Genomic DNA, 18772 nt, shown 5'->3' with positions numbered 1-18772 from the left:
TTGTAATTAAATAAAAAGTCACTTTTTAATATGAATAAAGTTTTTACTATATGTGCATTAATGATATTTAGTGCAGCTTTTTCTCAAATTCCAACTCTGGATGTAGAAAATCAAAAAAAACATCTGGTCATCCTGCAGGAAGCAAAAATTGAGACCAAAATTTTAGGAAATCTTGCCACAACAACAGCTATTTACACATTTTACAATCCTAGTAGCCGAATTTTAGAAGGAAAACTTACGATTCCGCTACCTGAAGGAGTAAGCATAAGTGGCTATGCTTTAGATATCAACGGAAAATTAAGAGATGCAGTTCCGGTTCCTAAAGAACGGGCTAAGGAAGTATTTGAAAGTATTGAAAAAAGAAATATAGATCCGGGGATTATTGAAAAGGTAGAGGGAAATAATTTTCGAACAAGAATTTATCCGATTCCTGTACAAGGCAGCAGAACCATTAAGATTACTTATCATCAGGAATTAAAAAATTCTGCTTCGGATTATCAGTATTTTTTAAGTTTTGCCAATGCAGTCAGTATTCCAAAATTTAATTTGAAAGTATTGATTAATGAAAGTCTGGTAACTCCCAAAATCACTGAGAATCTGGATGGAAGCTTTGCTTTTCAGAAAGAAGGGAATCAATGGATTGCTGAGATTAATAAAGAAAACTTTACTCCAAATGAAAGCCTTAAAGTAACAATTCCAAAAGTAAATCAATCTTCCAGTGTTTTGTTGCAGAAAGCTTCTGATGATAAATTTTATTTTGCAGCCAGTATTTCTATGAATTTCCCTGTGAAAGAAAAGCCGAAATCTAATAAAATGGCTATTATTTGGGATAATTCATTCAGCGGATCGAAGAGAAACCATCAAAAAGAACTTGACTTTCTGACTGCCTTTTTTTCAAGCAATAAAGATGTTTCAGTAACATTTGTTCTATTGAATAATATTCTGGAGAAAACCGAAGAATTTACTGTTTCCGGAGGAAACTGGAGTACATTAAAAAATAGAATTGCTGAATTGAAATACGATGGAGGAACCGATTTTGGTGCATTAAAAGAAATTCCGGGAGTAGAAGAATACTTTTTATTTTCTGACGGAATTTCAAATTTTGGTGATTTAACTTTAAAGTTCAAAAAACCGCTTAGCAGCATAGTAAGTACTCCGACTTCCGACTTTAATATGCTTAAACTTTTAGCATTGCAATCTGGAGGAAATTTCATTAATCTTAATGAATTAGACACTCAATCGGCGCTTAAAACCTACAAAAAACTTCCGGTTACATTTTTAGGATTTAAAGAAAATATGAATGTTCAGGAGCTGTATCCAAATATTGGAATGGCAGTAAATGAGCCGGTAAATATATTTGGAATTTCGTCTCCAAATTTGGGTAAACTAACCGCCCTTTTCTCTGTAGGAAATAAAAACTTTGAAATACCTGTAGATTTTAATACAGCTGTTCAGGTAGAAAACTGGCCAATTGCACAATTTTGGGCACAAAGAAAAATCAATGATCTTGAACTTAATTCGACTCAAAACCGTGATGAGATCAGAAATCTGAGCGAACAGTTTGGGGTTGTAAGTAAGAACACCAGTCTTATTGTATTGGAGGATGTAAATGATTATGTGCGTTACAAAATCACACCGCCTCAGGAATTATTAGCTGAGTACAATAAAATTGTTTCAAGAAATAGAAAAGAGATTTTAGAAAAAAGAAAAAACCTTCTGTCTAAATCTTTTGATATAACCCGCGAACTAACAGCCTGGTGGAATACGGAGTTTAAACCTGTCGAAAAAAAGCAGTATCCTAAGATTTCTAATCAGTCATTAGGAGAATCAGCAAACAAAGATCAATTATTAGAAGATAATGCTGTTTTTAGTTCCGCAGATGGAAGAGTTCAAAGTAACTTCGGTATGGAATCACCAAAATCCAAAGGAAAAATAACTTTGATAGATGTAGAAAGCAAAGAAGAGTATATGAAAGATTTTAAAAATCTGGAATCCTCTGAACTCATTTATCAAAAATATCTTGAAAATCGTTCAAAATATGAAAAACAGGTGACGTATTATTTTGATGTTTCTAAATTGCTATTTAAAAAAAGAGACAAGGTGCTTTCTTTAAAAGTTTTAAGTACATTGGCAGAGCTTGATTTGGAAAATGAAGAATTATACAAAACGATATATTATCTGCTAAAACAGAGAGGTAATTATGAAAAAGAATTATGGATTACCCAGAAAATTCTGGAATGGAGACCTTTCGATTCTCAAAGTCACAGAGATTATGCATTGGCTTTAATTGATAATAAAAAGCCTCAGGAAGCACTTAATGTTTATAAGTCAATGCTTTATCAGGAGTATAGCGATGAGATTTCTATAAGAGACAACGGTATTGAAGAGATTTTGATTATGGAAATCAATAATATTCTGAGTCTAAATAAAAATGTTGATGCCAGCAAAATTGATAATCGTTTAAAAGCAAATCTCCCAATAGACATTCGCGTTGTAATCAATTGGAATAAAGACAATACAGATATAGATCTTTGGGTTACAGATCCGAGAGGAGAAGACTGTTCTTATTCTCATAAATCTACAGAAATTGGAGGCAGATTAAGTAATGATTTCACTCAGGGTTTTGGTCCTGAACAGTTTTTACTAAAAAAAGCCATAAAGGGTAAGTATAAAATTAAAACCAATTTTTTCGGAGAGAGACAGAACATTCTTTCCGGACCAACAACTGTGATGGCAGAAGTATATTTGTACTATTCTGATGGAAGACAAGAACGGAAAATCGCTGTTTTCCAGAGTCAAAAAGAAAATAAACGCGAAAGCGACAGCAAAATTCTGATTGGAGAATTTGAGTTTTAGAAAAAAACATATAAAAATACCGAAGCGTTTAACTTCGGTATTTTTTTGTTTTATTTTGAAATTATCCCAAATGCTCCAGCATGTCTTTGGTCATAGATTCCAGATCAAATTTGTGATTCCAGTTCCAGTCTTTTCTGGCATCAGAATCATCAATACTTGCAGGCCAGCTGTCAGCAATTTTCTGACGGAAATCCGGTTTATAAGTGATTTCAAATTCCGGAATATGTTTTTTGATTTCAGCAGCAATTTCAGTTGGTGTAAAACTCATGGCCGCTAAATTATAAGACGAATGTATTTTGATTTCTTCAGCTGGGGCTTTCATAATATTGATGGTAGCATCAATTGCATCGTCCATATACATCATTGGCATTTTGGTTTCTGAGGATAAAAAGCACTCATATTTTTTATCAGCAATAGCTTTGTAAAAAATATCTACGGCATAATCTGTAGTTCCGCCACCTGGAGGAGTAGACCAGCTGATTAAGCCCGGATAACGAATACTGCGAACATCGACTCCATAAATGTTATGGTAATATTCGCACCATCTTTCACCGGCTTGCTTACTGATTCCGTAAACTGTCGAAGGCTCCATAATGGTATATTGAGGTGTATTTTCTTTAGGTGTCGTTGGTCCAAAAACAGCGATACTTGATGGCCAGAATATCTTTTTTATCTTTTTGGCTTTCGCCAGATTCAAAACATGAAACAATGAATTCATGTTCAAATCCCAGGCAAAAGCTGGATTTTTTTCAGCTGTAGCCGATAAAAGTGCTGCCATCAAATAAATATCTGTAATATGATGGATTTCGACAAGATGCTCAATCTGGTTAAAATCCAAAGCATTAATTACTTCAAACGGACCCGAATTTACAACGTCAGTATTTAATTTTCGAATATCCGAAGCAATAACATTTTCGGTTCCGTATAATTTACGAAGTTTCTGTGTTAACTCTGTCCCGATTTGACCACAAGCGCCAATAATTAATATTTTTGGATTCATTGGATAGATTTTAAATAACAAATATAGTGTATTCGTAAATTGTAGTGCTTTTTAGAATGTTAAATTATGAATTTAATAACAAATAACATTTATTTTTGAAAAATTCGTTTCCAGATACTTTTCTTAAACTTAACGAAATGGTTGTAATTCAAAATTCATAATTGTAAAATTTACTTGTAACTTTGTAGCTTAATGTTTTATCAGATGAAATCGCCATTAACAAAAAGTTTGCTCAGACAAATCCAATAAATAAAGGCGATAACGCATATAACCATTAAAAAATAAATTTTACATATATGAAATACAAAATAGCTCTTTTTCTGCTTATACTATTTGTACTGAATTCATGTCAGAACGAAAACGATAAACGTCTGGCTGAAAATAAAAAAGAAGCAAAAAGGAAAGAAGTCATCTTTAATAATATAAATAAAGGGTGGTCGTTTATTGACGAACCTATTAATGAAGTTTCTGAGCAAAATGAAACATTATGGAAAGAATGGCGGGAATTTTTAAAAGAACTTGATGGAAAACCAAAGAAAACGATTGGTGCTTTTCAGAAAAAATCTGCCGCAATTGCAAAAAAAGCAATGGCCTTAAATAATAATATTCCGTCTCAATTCAATCAGCCACAGATTAAAAGCCGTATTTCTATTTTGATTACCAAAGTAAAAATGATGGATCTATTTATTCATTTGGATAAAATTCCGGATGAAAAAGTTACTTTTTTAATTGGAGAGATCAATAAAGAATTGGTGTCTTTACAAAGACAAATGGATAAAATTGTTCAAAAAAGTAAAATCCCACAAGAAGAAGGTGAATCGGATTTTTTACGAATGCTGGATACGGCACGAGCTATCCCGAACACTATTGTAGATCCAAATTTACCTAAAGTTGAGTAAGAACGCATTATATACAACATACGATAATCTGCCAAAAGCAGAGCAGATTGCTTCGAATCTGCTTGAAGGAAATCAGGTAAAAATGAACATCAGCGGCCTTCTTGGGTCTGCTGTTTCATTTATTATCCGTTCTGTTTTTAGGAAAACCGAACTGCCTTTTTTAATTGTTTTAGACAATAAAGAAGAAGCGGCATATTACTTAAACGATCTAGAACAAATGATTGGCGAGCAGGATGTATTATTTTATCCCGCTTCATTTCGTCGTCCGTATCAGATTGACGAAACCGATAATGCCAATGTTTTACTTCGTGCTGAGGTTTTAAACAGAATTAATTCCCGAAAAAAACCGGCAGTAATTGTTACCTATCCAGAAGCACTTTTTGAAAAAGTCGTTACGAGAAGAGAACTGGATAAAAACACTTTAAAAGTCGCTCTGAACGATAAAATTTCGATCGATTTTATCAACGAAGTTTTATTTGAATACGAATTCAAAAGAGTAGATTTCATCACTGAACCTGGCGAATTTTCGGTTCGTGGAGGAATTGTCGATGTGTTTTCTTTTTCAAATGATCATCCGTATCGAATTGAGTTTTTCGGAAATGAAGTAGACAGTATCAGAACATTTGATGTTGAAACGCAATTATCTGTTGAAACACATAAAAAAATCACAATTATTCCGAATGTCGAAAACAAATTGTTTCAGGAAAATCGTGAAAGCTTTTTAGATTATATTGCCGAAAAAACAGTTCTTTTTATCCAAAATACCGAAGGACTTTTTTCTCAGTTAGACAGACAGTTTGCAAGAGCAGAAGAAGCTTTTGAGAAACTTTCGAAAGAAATAAAACATGCGACGCCGGAACAATTGTTTTTGAATCAGGCGTCATTTATAAAAAGATCTTTAGATTTTTCGGTTGTAGAATTGGCTTCAAGACCAGTTTATAAAACCACTAAGAAATTCGAATTTCATATTCAGCCACAGCCTTCATTCAATAAACAATTTGATTTATTACTGAATAATTTAAGTGATAATCATTTTAACGGATATGTGAATTATCTGTTTTGTTCGAATGAAACTCAGGCAAAACGTTTTCATGATATTTTTGAATCTTTGGATGAAGCCAATTCAGAAAATATTAGAAAACAATATCACACCATTGTACTGCCTTTGTATCAAGGTTTTATTGACGAAGAAAATCAAATAACGGCTTATACAGATCATCAGATTTTTGAGCGTTATCATAAATTCAACATCAAAAACGGCTATTCTAAAAAGCAAAATATTACGCTAAAAGAATTGACAGCGCTTTCCGTAGGCGATTATGTAACCCATATCGATCATGGAATCGGGAAGTTTGGCGGCTTGCAGAAAATTCAGGTGGAAGGAAAAACGCAGGAAGCCATTAAATTGGTTTATGCTGATAATGATATTGTTTACGTAAGTATTCACTCGCTCCATAAAATTTCTAAATACAACGGAAAAGACGGAACACCTCCGAAAATTTATAAACTTGGATCGAACGCCTGGAAGGTTTTAAAACAAAAAACCAAAGCACGTGTTAAACATATTGCTTTCAACTTGATTCAGTTGTATGCGAAACGCCGTTTAGAAAAAGGTTTTCAGTTTGCGCCGGACAGTTATCTTCAGAACGAATTAGAAAGTTCGTTTATTTATGAAGATACACCAGATCAAACGAAATCAACAGCAGAAGTAAAAGCGGATATGGAAAGCGACCGTCCAATGGATCGTTTGGTTTGTGGTGACGTTGGTTTCGGTAAAACAGAGGTTGCGATTCGTGCCGCTTTTAAAGCGGTTGACAACAGTAAGCAGGTAGCAGTTTTGGTTCCGACAACTATTCTGGCTTATCAGCATTACAGAACTTTCTCAGAACGTTTAAAAGATATGCCGGTTTCTATTGGTTACTTAAATCGATTTAGAACAGCAAAACAAAAAACACAAACGCTAAAAGATTTAGCCGAAGGCAAATTAGATATCGTAATTGGAACACACCAATTAGTTAACAAAAATGTAGTTTTTAAAGACCTTGGTTTATTGATTGTCGATGAGGAGCAAAAGTTTGGCGTAAATGTAAAAGATAAATTAAAGACGATTGCGGCAAATGTTGATACGTTGACGTTAACAGCAACGCCAATTCCTAGAACGCTTCAGTTTTCGTTAATGGCAGCACGAGATTTATCGGTAATTACAACGCCTCCACCAAATCGTTATCCGATTGAAACAAACGTGGTTGGTTTTAATGAAGAAATTATCCGTGATGCGATTTCGTATGAAATTCAGCGAAACGGGCAGGTTTTTTTTATCAATAACCGAATTGAAAATATAAAAGAAGTAGCCGGAATGATTCAGCGTTTGGTTCCAAATGCAAGAGTCGGAATTGGCCATGGGCAAATGGACGGAGCAAAACTCGAAGAATTGATGTTAGGTTTCATGAATGGAGATTTTGATGTTTTGGTGGCAACCACCATCATCGAAAGCGGATTGGACGTTCCGAATGCCAACACGATTTTCATTAACAACGCTAATAATTTTGGATTATCAGATCTACACCAAATGCGCGGGCGCGTTGGGCGAAGCAATAAAAAAGCATTCTGTTATTTCATCTGTCCGCCGTATTCATCGATGACAGAAGATGCCAGAAAACGTATTCAGGCACTGGAGCAATTCAGCGAATTAGGAAGCGGTTTCAATATTGCGATGAAAGATTTGGAGATTCGCGGCGCAGGAGATTTATTAGGAGGAGAGCAAAGCGGTTTCATTAATGAAATTGGTTTTGATACGTACCAAAAAATCATGAATGAAGCGATTGAGGAATTGAAGGAGAACGAATTCAAAGATTTGTATCCTGAAGAAAATGATATTGATACGAAAGAATATGTAAAAGACATTCAAATTGATGCCGATTTCGAATTGTTATTCCCTGATGAATATATTAATAATGTTTCAGAACGTTTGGTTTTATACAACGAATTAGGAGCGATAAAAGATGAAGCTGGACTTCAGGAATTCGAGAAAAAACTGATCGACCGTTTCGGGCCATTGCCAAAACAAGCAACAGCTTTATTAAACAGTATCAGGATAAAATGGATTGCGACGAAAGTCGGAATTGAGAAATTGGTTTTAAAACAAGGCAAGATGATTGGTTATTTTGTCTCAGACCAACAGTCGGATTATTACCAATCGGTGAAGTTTAGAAATGTTTTAAACTTTGTTCAAAAGCAAAGTTCTCTTTGCAAAATGAAAGAAAAACAAACTGTAAACGGCCTACGTTTATTATTGACTTTTGAAAATGTGAAGTCGATAAAACGGGCGCTGGAGTTGATGGAATTGTTTGAGGAGTAAAAAATTATAAAAGGATTTGGTTTAGAAACTAAGTCCTTTTTTTCTGCCAGTATGTTTTTTAGATTTAAATTTGCATCATGTCAGAAGAAACTCCGGTATATCGAAAAATAATCCATATTGATATGGATGCTTTTTATGCTTCGGTAGAGCAAATGGATAATCCTGCTTTGAGGGGAAAACCAATTGCTGTGGGAGGTTCAGAAAACCGCGGAGTTGTGTCTGCAGCCAGTTACGAGGCACGAAAATTTGGTGTTCGAAGTGCCATAAGCGGTGTTTTAGCGAAAAAATACTGTCCTGAAATTATTTTTGTCCGACCTCGTTTTGATCGTTACAAAGAAATTTCATCTAAAATCCATAAAATTTTTCATGAGTATACAGATTTGGTAGAGCCGCTTTCGCTTGACGAAGCCTATCTTGATGTAACACATAATAAAAAAGGAAATCCAAGTGCCTCGTTACTGGCACAGGAAATCAGATTACGGATTTTGAATGAAGTTGGGCTTACAGCTTCTGCCGGAATTTCTGTAAATAAATTTGTTGCTAAAATTGCCAGTGATTTCAATAAACCTAATGGTCAAAAAACGGTTAATCCGGATGAGATTATTCCTTTTTTGGAAGAATTACCAATTCGGAAATTCTATGGTGTAGGGAAGGTTACAACTGAGAAAATGTATCAACTGGGGATTTTTACAGGATTAGATCTGAAAAGTAAATCACTTGAATTTTTAGAAAAACATTTTGGAAAATCAGGAAAATTTTATTTTTATGTGGTCAGGGGAATACATAATAGCGAAGTTAAACCTTCAAGAAATACAAAATCGGTAGCGTCAGAGCATACTTTTGATGTAAATCTTACTTCGGAAATTTTTATGCTGGAACAGCTTGAAAAAATAGCTGCTTCCTTAGAGAAAAGGCTGAAAAGATATAATGTTTCAGGAAAAACAGTTACGCTCAAAATCAAATACAGCGATTTTACACAACAAACCAGAAGTAAAACACTTCCTTATTTTATTTCGGATAAAAGCTTAATACTCGAAACAGTAGAAGAATTATTGTATCAGGAACGAATGAAAAATTCTGTGAGGCTGCTGGGAATCTCTTTAAGTAATTTGAATACAGAAGAAAAAAAAGCAGTTGTCGTTCAGTTAAAATTTGCTTTTTAAAAAATCAGGGATTTTAAATAAATACACTTTTACAGTATAAAAAAAGCCTTTTTGAATTTCAAAAAGGCTTTCATATTTTTATAAGAAAAGAAATTAATCTTTGCTTGATATTTTGGCTAACAATCTTAAGAATTCTATATACAACCAAACTAATGTAATCATTAGTCCCATTGCACTGTACCATTCCATGAATTTTGGCATTCTTTGTTGAACTCCTTGCTCAATTTGGTCAAAATCTAAGAATAAGTTTAAAGCAGCAACAATAATTACAAAAACACTAATTCCGATGCTCATCATTCCATTTCCATAATGAACAGGAGTAAAATTAAATATTAAAGATGCTAACCAGGAAAACAAATAGTAAGTTGCAATTGCCAAAGTAGCAGCGATAACTACTGATTTGAACTGTTCATTAACTTTTACAATCCTAAATTTATACAATCCAAGACATACTAAAAAAGTAACCAGGGTAGCAGCAACAGCATTGATTACAATTCCGGGAAATCTTGCTTCAAAAATTGCAGAAATTCCTCCGATAAACAAACCTTCAAACAAAGCATATCCCGGAGCTAAATAAGGAGAGGCCTGTGGTTTGAATGCTGAAATTATAACTAAAATAAGCGCAACAATAGCACCACCAATCGTTGGTAACATTGGATTTATTTGATTAAATGCCATCCACCATGTTACCATAGCAGCACCACATAAAATTAAAAATAAGATAGCTGTTTTATTAATCGTACCTGAAATGCTCATTTCCTGATTGTAATCAATAACTTGTGCCTGATGCACTCCTTCAGCTTTAGAAACAGCATTTGATGAAAAACGCTTATTGCTTAAAAATGGATTTTTTGAATTGAAATTCATAGTTCTAATACTTTTAATTGTACTCAAATATAAGTAGTTTTTTCGAAGTGTAATTGTTTCGCTAAAATTTTTAACATGATTTTTTCTTATGTAAAAATGCCTTTAAATAAAAAATCCATCAAAAAAACTCTTGATGGATTGTATTATAAAAGTTTAATTTTTTTTAGTTCAATAAATCTAAAACTAATGAAGGGAATAAACCTAGAGCAATATTTAAAGCAATAGAAATAATGGCTACTGCATAAATAAGGAAAGGTTTTCCGGTACGTTCCTGATTTGGTTCTTTTGAATACATTGCCAAAATTAGTTTGAAATAGTATCCGACACTAATAATTGAGTTGATTACAGCAATAATTACCAAAGAAATATAACCTGCCTGGATAGTTTGATTGAATAAAAATAATTTTGCAAAAAATCCTGAGAAAATCGGAATTCCGGCCATAGATAATAATGATCCGGTTAATATTGCTGCCAACAACGGATTGGTTTTTCCTAAACCGTGAAAGTTCGTAATATCTTCATTATCCTGATTTTTGCATACATATAAAATAACACTAAAAGCAGCGATACCAGCAAGAGCATAAGCTGCAGTGTAGTATAATAAAACGCCTGCAGAAGTTGCAATAGTTAAAAATGTCATTAACATGAAACCGGCGTGAGAAATCCCTGAAAATGCAAGCATACGTTTTACATTAACCTGACGCAATGCCATAATATTACCAACAGTCATGGAAGCAATAGAAATGATAAGGATTATGTTTTCGAATGTTCCTAAAAGCTCCTGATTTTCTAAAGAAGGAATTAAGTTAAGCCCGGATACTAATTTATAAAGTGTTGCAATGGCAACAACTTTTGCTAGTGTACTCATTAAAGCCGTTGTCAAAGCTGGAGAACCTTCGTAAACATCAGGTGCCCAAAAATGAAAAGGAACTGCTGCAACTTTAAACAGCATTCCAACTGTCATCAAAATCATACCGATTGGAAACCAGATTGGCAATTCGGCAGATAAAGAGCTTTCATGAATTTCAGCAACATCAAAACTTCCCATAGCACCGTAAATCAAACAAATACCAAACAAGATGATTCCAGATGCAAAAGATCCCATCAGGAAATATTTCATCCCTGCTTCATTACTTTTTATATTCAGACGGTCACTTGCAGCAAGTACATAAAGTGCAATAGACAAAATTTCAATTCCAAGGAAAAACATTGCTAAGTTTCCAAAAGAAACCATTGCTACAGCTCCGGCTAAAAGGAATACTTTTATGGCAACATAATCTGAAATTTTAGTTTGGTGATTTTCATAAAAATTATGACTTAACGCTACAAGGAAAATAGTTAAGATAATAAACAAAGATGAAAAGGCAGTTGAGAACTTACTCACTGTTATCATATTGTTGTAGTAACTTTCTGTTGTTCCAAATTCTGAAAAATTAAGCGCCAATACACCCAATAAACCTAAAATGGTAAACGGAACGATGCCTTTTCTAAAATTTAGAATTTCAAACAATAGGCAGAAAATACCCAATCCTGTTATAGCTATTAATGTATTCATTTTTGTTTTTTTGATTTAGGAAATCTAAAACGCCCTAATTTATTTTTATTTAAAATATTAATTTTTATTGATAACGTTTAAAATCGTTTCTAAACTTGGTGTAATCAAATCTGTAATTGGTTTTGGATACAATCCAAAGAATAATAAAAAAGCAATGATTACTGCAAATGAAATTCCTTCGTTCAGGCTAACATCTGCAAAAGTTTTAGAATTGGTTTCACCTAACATGACATGCTGGAACATTCTTAACATATAGTAAGCTCCTAAAATAATAGTAGTTCCACCAAGAATTGCAAACCAGATATTGATTTTAGAAAGGCTGTATAAAACTGTAAACTCTCCAACGAAATTAAAAGTACCAGGCAAAGCAACAGAAGCCAAAACCAAAATTAAAAACATGGATGTAAATTTAGGAGATTGAGTACGGATTCCACCCAATTCAGCAATTTCTCTGGTTTCAAATCTTCTAAAAATTACTTCAGCAGCATAGAATAATCCCACTACAACAAAACCGTGAGCGATCATTTGTAAAACAGCTCCTCTTAAACCATCAAGGGTTAGAGTGTAAGATCCTGCAGCAATTAATCCTACGTGCGCAAGAGATGAGTATGCTAATAATTTCTTTAAATCTTTTTGTTTTAAAGCTACGATTGATCCGTAGATAACACCTGCAATTCCTAAAGCGATAAAGATATATAGGTATTCTTTTGCAGCAAGTGGTGCAATTGGCAACTGCCAGCGAATTACACTGTACAATCCCATTTTTAGCATGATACCCGATAAAAGCATTGTTCCAACTGTTGGTGCTTTTTGGTACACATTTGCCTGCCAGGTGTGGAAAGGAATAATTGGAATTTTAATTGCATAAGCTAAAAAGAATGCCAGAAAAATCCATAATTGTTCACAAGAGGATAATTCTACTTTATATAAATCTTCAATTAAGAAACTTCCGTTTGCTTTTTGAGATAAATAAATAAAAGCAGTAAGCATAAATAAAGAACCGGCAAGTGTATAAATAAAGAATTTAACCACTGCTTTTCTGCGTTCATCAGCATCACCATTACCCCAAATTAAAGCAATAAAGTAAATAGGAATAAGAGCTAATTCCCAGAAAATATAATACAAAAGACCATCTGCCGCAAGGAAAGTTCCTGTCATCGCAAAGGCCATAAATAAAATTAAAGAATAAAAAGCTTTGGCATTTTTATATTCATTTCCAAAAGAAGAAAATATTATAATTGGTGTTAAAGCAACGGTAAGAAGGAGCATGGCAATGGCCAGTCCGTCTGCATTAAGTGCAAATGAAATTTTAGGCTGATTAATCCAGGCATTTATCAAACTGATATTTTCACCAGCTGAAAAATGGTTTAACAATACAACCGAACAGCCCAAAGCTGCCAAACTAAAGAACAAAGCTACTTTTGAAGCGATTTTATCACCAGCAAAATAAGTGACAAATGCACCAACTAAAAGAATAATTAATATAAGAGAAACGTTCATAGTTATAAAATTATTTAGCTAAAAATATATAAGATACAATGGCGCAAAGACCTAACACGAAAACAAAAAGATATAATCCAATACTTCCGGTTTGCACTTTTTTACCTTGAAAAGCTAATTCATTTGTTATTTTTCCTAATCCGAAAACAAGAGTTGACAAGCCAGTTTCTATATAGTCTCTAAAGAATCTTGATAATCCGTTTACAGAACGAACAAATATGGCATCATAGATTTCATCTACATAATATTTGTTATATAAAACTTTGCTTAAACCCGTAATGTTTTCATCAGATTCAGGAACATTATCTTGTTTAAAGTATTTAACGTAAGCAATTAAAATTCCTAATAATCCACCTAGAACTGCAACACCCATTAAAGTATATTCTGTGGTACCTAAATGATGTTCTTCGCCAGCCGCTTTCGTGAAAAGAGGCGATAAATATTCATTTAACCAACTGTGTCCAGGTAAACTAATTAATCCTCCAAAAGTTGCTAAAATAGCTAAGATGATAAGCGGAATAGTAATTAAAGCGCCACTTTCGTGTAAATGGTGTTTTTGTTCTTCAGTTCCTCTAAATTCTTTGAAGAAAGTTAAGAACATTAAACGGAACATATAGAAAGCTGTCATAATTGAAGCAATAGAACCAACAACGTATAGTGGAATACTGTGGTGGAAAGCTGTCAATAAAATTTCGTCTTTTGAGAAGAAACCTGAGAAAAATGGAACTCCGGAAATTGCTAATGAAGAAATCAACATGGTCCAAAAAGTAATTGGCATTGCTTTACGTAATCCTCCCATGTTACGCATGTCTTGTTCTCCGTGTAATCCGTGAATTACAGATCCGGAACCTAAGAACAAACAAGCTTTAAAGAAAGCGTGAGTGATTACGTGAAAAACAGCTACTTCATAAGCTCCAAATCCTAACGCCAAAAACATTAAACCTAATTGTGACACTGTAGAGTAAGCCAATACTTTTTTGATATCGTTTTGAACTAATCCAATTGTGGCAGCAACTAATGAAGTTATAGCTCCAATGATTGCGATTACAGATTGAACATCTGTTGCAAGGTTAAAAACAAAGTTTAATCTCGTTACCATAAAGATACCTGCAGTTACCATCGTAGCCGCGTGGATTAATGCAGAAACCGGAGTTGGTCCGGCCATCGCATCAGGTAACCAGGTGTATAACGGAATTTGAGCAGATTTACCACAAGCTCCAATAAATAAACATAACGCTGCTAAAGAAAGTAATGGTAAATTTAAGTTAGAAGCTCCGGCAATTGCAGTTTTTAAAGTTGCATAATCTAATGTAGAGAACATCGATCCGATGATGAACATTCCGATTAATAAACCTAAATCTCCAATTCTGTTCATAATGAAAGCTTTTTTTGCAGCATCATTGTAATCCTGATTTTTATGCCAGAATCCAATTAATAGGTAAGAACAAAGTCCAACACCTTCCCATCCGATGAAAAGAACTAATAAGTTACTTCCAATTACAAGTGTAATCATAAAGAATACAAATAGATTTAAATACGCAAAAAACTTGTGCATATTTTCATCATCATGCATGTAACTGATAGAGTATAAGTGAATCAAAGATCCGATTCCGGTTACGAACAATAACCAAAGAACAGATAACTGATCTAATAAAAATCCAAGATTGATTTTTAAGTTACTAATCTGAATCCAGTCAAATAAAGTAACCTCAATTCCTTTTCCTGTTGAAGTTATTTGATTAAAAAGTAAAAGAGAAACTACAAAAGAAATTGCTACTGCCACAGTTCCAATTGTTCCTGAAACTGTTTTTCCTAAGCTTTTTCCAAAGAAAACATTGATTAAAAATCCTAAAAAAGGAGTAAGTACTAATAATAAAGCTAAATTGGTATCCATTTCCATTTATCCTTTTAAATTTTTTAAATTATCGATACTAATCGAACCTAAATTTCTAAAGATCGAAACTAAAATAGCCAATCCTACAGCAACTTCAGCTGCTGCAACTGCCATCGAAAAGAACACAAAAACCTGTCCTTGTGCATCCTGATGGTAAGTTGAAAAAGCAACAAATAAAAGGTTTACTGCATTCAGCATGATTTCGATAGACATGAAAACGATAATCGCATTTCGTCTGTACAATACACCAAAAATACCAATACAAAAAAGTACAACACTCAAAAAGATGTAATTTTCTATACCTATTTGATTTAATATATTATCCATTATTTATTTAATTTTTCTTTTTTAGACAATAATACTGTTCCAATCATTGCCACCAAAAGCAAAATAGAGGCAAATTCAAACGGAACCATATATTCGTTCAGTAATATTTTACCTAAAACCTTGATAGATTGGAAATCTTCTCCGGATGAGTCATATTCACCAACAATTGGTTTAGAGTTGATGAAAATAGTAATCAATACAATGCAGATTAAACAGAACGAAACAATCGCTCCCAAACGGGTAATCCTAGGACGGTGTACTTCTCGTTGTTCATTCAGGTTCATCAACATAATCGTAAACAGGAACAAAATCATAATCGCTCCAGAGTAGACTATAATATGTACAATAGCAAGAAATTGTGAATTCAGTAACAAATAATGACCTGCAATAGAGAAGAAGCAAATCACTAAATAAATAGCGCTGTGAATCGGGTTTCGGCTAAAAATGGTCAAAAAGGCAGTAATTACCGTGATAAACGCTAAGAAACAAAATATAACTTGTACAGTAGTTGCGTGTGCAAAATCAGGAATATGTATCATTTAGTTAGCATTATTAAGTTGAGCATTTTTGATAGCCATTTCCAACGGCATCACTAATCTGTCTTTTCCAAAAATGAAATCTTCTCTTTCGTAGCTTGAAGGCACCAATACTTTTGATTGAGTCAGGTAAATAGCGTCTTTTGGACAGGCTTCTTCACACAAACCGCAAAAAATACAACGAAGCATATTGATTTCATAAATCTCAGCATATTTTTCCTCTCTGTACAAATGCTTTTCATCAGCTTTACGCTCGGCAGCTTTCATTGTAATCGCTTCAGCAGGGCATGATAAAGCACATAAACCGCAGGCAGTACAGTTTTCACGACCTTGTTCGTCACGTTTAAGCATGTGCTGACCACGGTAAACAGGACTCATTTCACGAACTTGTTCCGGGTAATGAACAGTAGCTTTTTTTCTGAAAAAGTGTTTGATAGTAATCAATAAACCTTTTACAATCGCCACAAGATACAATCGTTCAATAAAAGTCATGTCCTTGTTAGACACCACTTTTTTTCTACCCGATAATGATATAGTTTCTATTGACATTTAAAGTATAATTTGTGATTCAATTTGATGATTAGATCAAATCCAATCTATTTCGTTTTTTATTTAGTAGCTAATCCTGCTATTCGCTGTATCTTTTATGGTGAACCCCACCATAAAAGGATGCCGCTGCTATCAGGGCTAGGGCATTAGGGATCTTAGAATCCTAAGAAAGCAGCCAAATCGTGTCTTAAAATTACAATTCCGGTTACGATGATATTTGCAATCGAAAGCGGAATCAAAATTCTCCACCCTAAATTCATCAACTGGTCATATCTAAATCTTGGGATCGTCCAGCGTACCCACATATAGAAAAAGATCCAGAAACATATTTTGGCAAATAAAACTGCTATTCCTAATATGTTAGCTGCGTTTATACCTACATTTTCTACCATCCATTGCATTCCTGGGTAATTGTATCCTCCAAAAAACAATACCGAGATAATAGTCGCAGAGATAAACATATTGGCATATTCAGCAAACAGATAGAATCCCATTTTCATTGAGGAATATTCAGTATGATAACCACCAATCAATTCTGATTCACATTCTGCCAAATCAAAAGGAGTTCTGTTGGTTTCTGCAAAAGCACAAATAAGGAAAATAAGGAAAGATAAAGGCTGATAAAAAACATTCCAGTTCATTCCGGCTTGTTGTTCAGAGATTTCTCTTAAACTCAAAGTTCCGGTCATCATCAACAAAGCAATCATTGACAATCCCATTGCAACTTCATAAGAAACCATTTGAGAAGCAGCACGAACAGCTCCCATCAAAGAGAATTTATTGTTTGATGCCCATCCACCAATCATGATGCCGTAAACCCCAACTGAAACAACTCCAAAGAAGTATAATAACGCAATGTTAATATCTGTAGCCTGTAATAAAATGTCTCTGCCAAAAAGATGCAATCTGTCTCCCCACGGAATTACAGCACTTGTCATCAAGGCGGTACTCATTGCAATTGCCGGCCCAACTACGAATAAAAATCTATTTGGTGTATTTGGAAAAAATTCTTCTTTCGAAAATAATTTCAAACCATCAGCAAGAGGTTGTAATAATCCTCCCCATCCGGCGCGGTTTGGTCCTACACGATCCTGTAAAAAAGCAGCAACTTTACGTTCAGCCCAGGTAGAATACATGGCCATAATCATGGTTACAGCAAAAACCACTACAATAACAACACTTTTCTCTATAATAAATGCACTATCTACCATGGTTAAGAATTTTGGTTGTTAGTATTCAATGGAATTTCAGCCATACTGATTTTTTTACGGTCAACATCTCTACCCATAAGAATGTTCTTTTCGGTATCGATTTGTACTTTTTCTAATTTTTGAGTGTGGTTGTTTTGGTTGATAACAGAATCTTTTTCAAATTCTCTTGGTCCTTCAATAACCCAGTCGTTAACGTTTTTATGGTCAAAACGGCAGCTATTACAAATGAATTCCTCAACTTCATGGTACTCGTCTTTACGACCCGTAACACGCTGAATTTCTCCACCAAACATCCAAACGGTTGTTTTACCACAGCATCCCGGAGTTGTACATTCTCTGTGTGCGTTATAAGGTTTGTTGAACCATACTCTTGATTTGAAACGGAAGGTTTTATCTGTTAGAGCTCCAACTGGGCAAACGTCAATCATATTTCCGGAGAATTCATTGTCGATTGCTTTTGAGATTCCTGTTGAAATATTAGCGTGGTCTCCACGGTCTAATACACCGTGAACCCTGTTGTCTGTCAATTGATCTGCAACTTGCACACATCTTTGACATAAAATACAACGGTTCATATGCAGTTGAATATTCGGACCGATATCTTCCGGTTCAAATGTTCTTTTTTCTTCGATATAACGTGATTTTGGATTTCCGTGTTCGAAACTTAAATTCTGCAAATCACATTCTCCAGCCTGATCACAAATTGGACAGTCCAGCGGGTGATTGATTAATAAAAATTCCGTTACAGATTTACGGGCTTCAGTTACTCTGGCAGACGACTTACTGTTTACTTCCATTCCGTCCATGCAGCCAGTTACACAAGATGCCATTAATTTTGGCATTGGTCTTGGGTCAGCCTCACTTCCTTTTGAAACTTCAACTAAACAGCAACGGCATTTTCCACCGCTCCCTTTTAATTTTGAGTAATAACACATGGCTGGCGGAACCAGATCTCCTCCAATCATACGTGCAGCCTGCAGGATGGTAGTTCCTGGCTCTACGTCAATACTTTGACCGTCTATGGTTACTTTCATCTCTCTTAATGATTTGAATGTCG

General features: G+C 34.2%; 14 protein-coding genes. 4 read left to right on the top strand and 10 right to left on the bottom strand.

Annotated elements, in window-relative coordinates; translation table 11 throughout:
• Window positions 1-30: 30 nt before the first annotated feature.
• On the top strand, window positions 31-2856 hold the full coding sequence (locus tag GWR14_RS11515; protein ID WP_163409173.1) for a VIT domain-containing protein: 2826 nt from the start codon (window positions 31-33) through the stop codon (window positions 2854-2856).
• 61 nt (window positions 2857-2917) lie between these two features.
• Here the strand turns inward: GWR14_RS11515 and GWR14_RS11510 are convergent, their stop codons facing one another.
• Window positions 2918-3856: an L-threonine 3-dehydrogenase gene (locus GWR14_RS11510; protein ID WP_163409172.1), complete on the bottom strand. Its 939-nt coding sequence runs from the start codon at window positions 3854-3856 to the stop codon at window positions 2918-2920.
• Window positions 3857-4152: 296 nt separating this feature from the next.
• Between GWR14_RS11510 and GWR14_RS11505 the strand changes: the two genes are divergently transcribed.
• From GWR14_RS11505 to dinB, 3 genes are all read left to right on the top strand, one after another.
• On the top strand, window positions 4153-4755 hold the full coding sequence (locus GWR14_RS11505) for a hypothetical protein (RefSeq protein ID WP_163409171.1): 603 nt from the start codon (window positions 4153-4155) through the stop codon (window positions 4753-4755).
• Entirely contained in the window at window positions 4748-8113 is a 3366-nt protein-coding gene (mfd, locus tag GWR14_RS11500; RefSeq protein WP_163409170.1) for a transcription-repair coupling factor, read from the top strand. The genes GWR14_RS11505 and mfd overlap by 8 nt, the downstream gene beginning before the upstream one ends.
• Before the next feature lie 77 nt (window positions 8114-8190).
• Window positions 8191-9276 (top strand): DNA polymerase IV, encoded by a 1086-nt coding sequence (dinB, locus tag GWR14_RS11495; protein ID WP_163409169.1) that lies wholly within the window; start codon window positions 8191-8193, stop codon window positions 9274-9276.
• 93 nt (window positions 9277-9369) lie between these two features.
• On the opposite strand, the gene GWR14_RS11490 is transcribed toward dinB, so the two are convergent.
• The 9 genes from GWR14_RS11490 to GWR14_RS11450 form a co-directional block, all read right to left on the bottom strand.
• Complete coding sequence (locus tag GWR14_RS11490) at window positions 9370-10143, bottom strand: Bax inhibitor-1/YccA family protein (protein WP_163409168.1); 774 nt, start codon at window positions 10141-10143, stop codon at window positions 9370-9372.
• Between the two features lie 163 nt (window positions 10144-10306).
• On the bottom strand, window positions 10307-11698 hold the full coding sequence (locus tag GWR14_RS11485) for an NADH-quinone oxidoreductase subunit N (RefSeq protein WP_163409167.1): 1392 nt from the start codon (window positions 11696-11698) through the stop codon (window positions 10307-10309).
• A gap of 57 nt (window positions 11699-11755) precedes the next feature.
• Entirely contained in the window at window positions 11756-13198 is a 1443-nt protein-coding gene (locus GWR14_RS11480) for a complex I subunit 4 family protein (RefSeq protein WP_163409166.1), read from the bottom strand.
• A gap of 10 nt (window positions 13199-13208) precedes the next feature.
• Window positions 13209-15092, bottom strand: a complete 1884-nt coding sequence (gene nuoL, locus GWR14_RS11475) for an NADH-quinone oxidoreductase subunit L (RefSeq protein WP_163409165.1) — start codon at window positions 15090-15092, stop codon at window positions 13209-13211.
• Between the two features lie 6 nt (window positions 15093-15098).
• The gene (nuoK, locus tag GWR14_RS11470; protein WP_110346628.1) at window positions 15099-15419 is read right to left on the bottom strand and encodes an NADH-quinone oxidoreductase subunit NuoK; all 321 of its coding nucleotides are present in this window, start codon (window positions 15417-15419) and stop codon (window positions 15099-15101) included.
• Complete coding sequence (locus GWR14_RS11465; RefSeq protein WP_163409164.1) at window positions 15419-15958, bottom strand: NADH-quinone oxidoreductase subunit J family protein; 540 nt, start codon at window positions 15956-15958, stop codon at window positions 15419-15421. Before GWR14_RS11465 ends, nuoK begins: the two co-directional genes overlap by 1 nt.
• Window positions 15959-16504: a NuoI/complex I 23 kDa subunit family protein gene (locus GWR14_RS11460; RefSeq protein WP_163409163.1), complete on the bottom strand. Its 546-nt coding sequence runs from the start codon at window positions 16502-16504 to the stop codon at window positions 15959-15961.
• 155 nt (window positions 16505-16659) lie between these two features.
• Window positions 16660-17715, bottom strand: coding sequence for an NADH-quinone oxidoreductase subunit NuoH (gene nuoH, locus GWR14_RS11455; protein ID WP_163409162.1), 1056 nt, complete (start codon window positions 17713-17715; stop codon window positions 16660-16662).
• Window positions 17716-17717: 2 nt separating this feature from the next.
• Window positions 17718-18749, bottom strand: coding sequence for a 2Fe-2S iron-sulfur cluster-binding protein (locus GWR14_RS11450; protein WP_163409161.1), 1032 nt, complete (start codon window positions 18747-18749; stop codon window positions 17718-17720).
• Between the last annotated feature and the right edge of the window lie 23 nt (window positions 18750-18772).

The organism is Flavobacterium ajazii, from assembly GCF_010614725.1.
Lineage (GTDB): Bacteria > Bacteroidota > Bacteroidia > Flavobacteriales > Flavobacteriaceae > Flavobacterium > Flavobacterium ajazii.
This window is presented reverse-complemented; position numbering and strand designations above follow the sequence as displayed.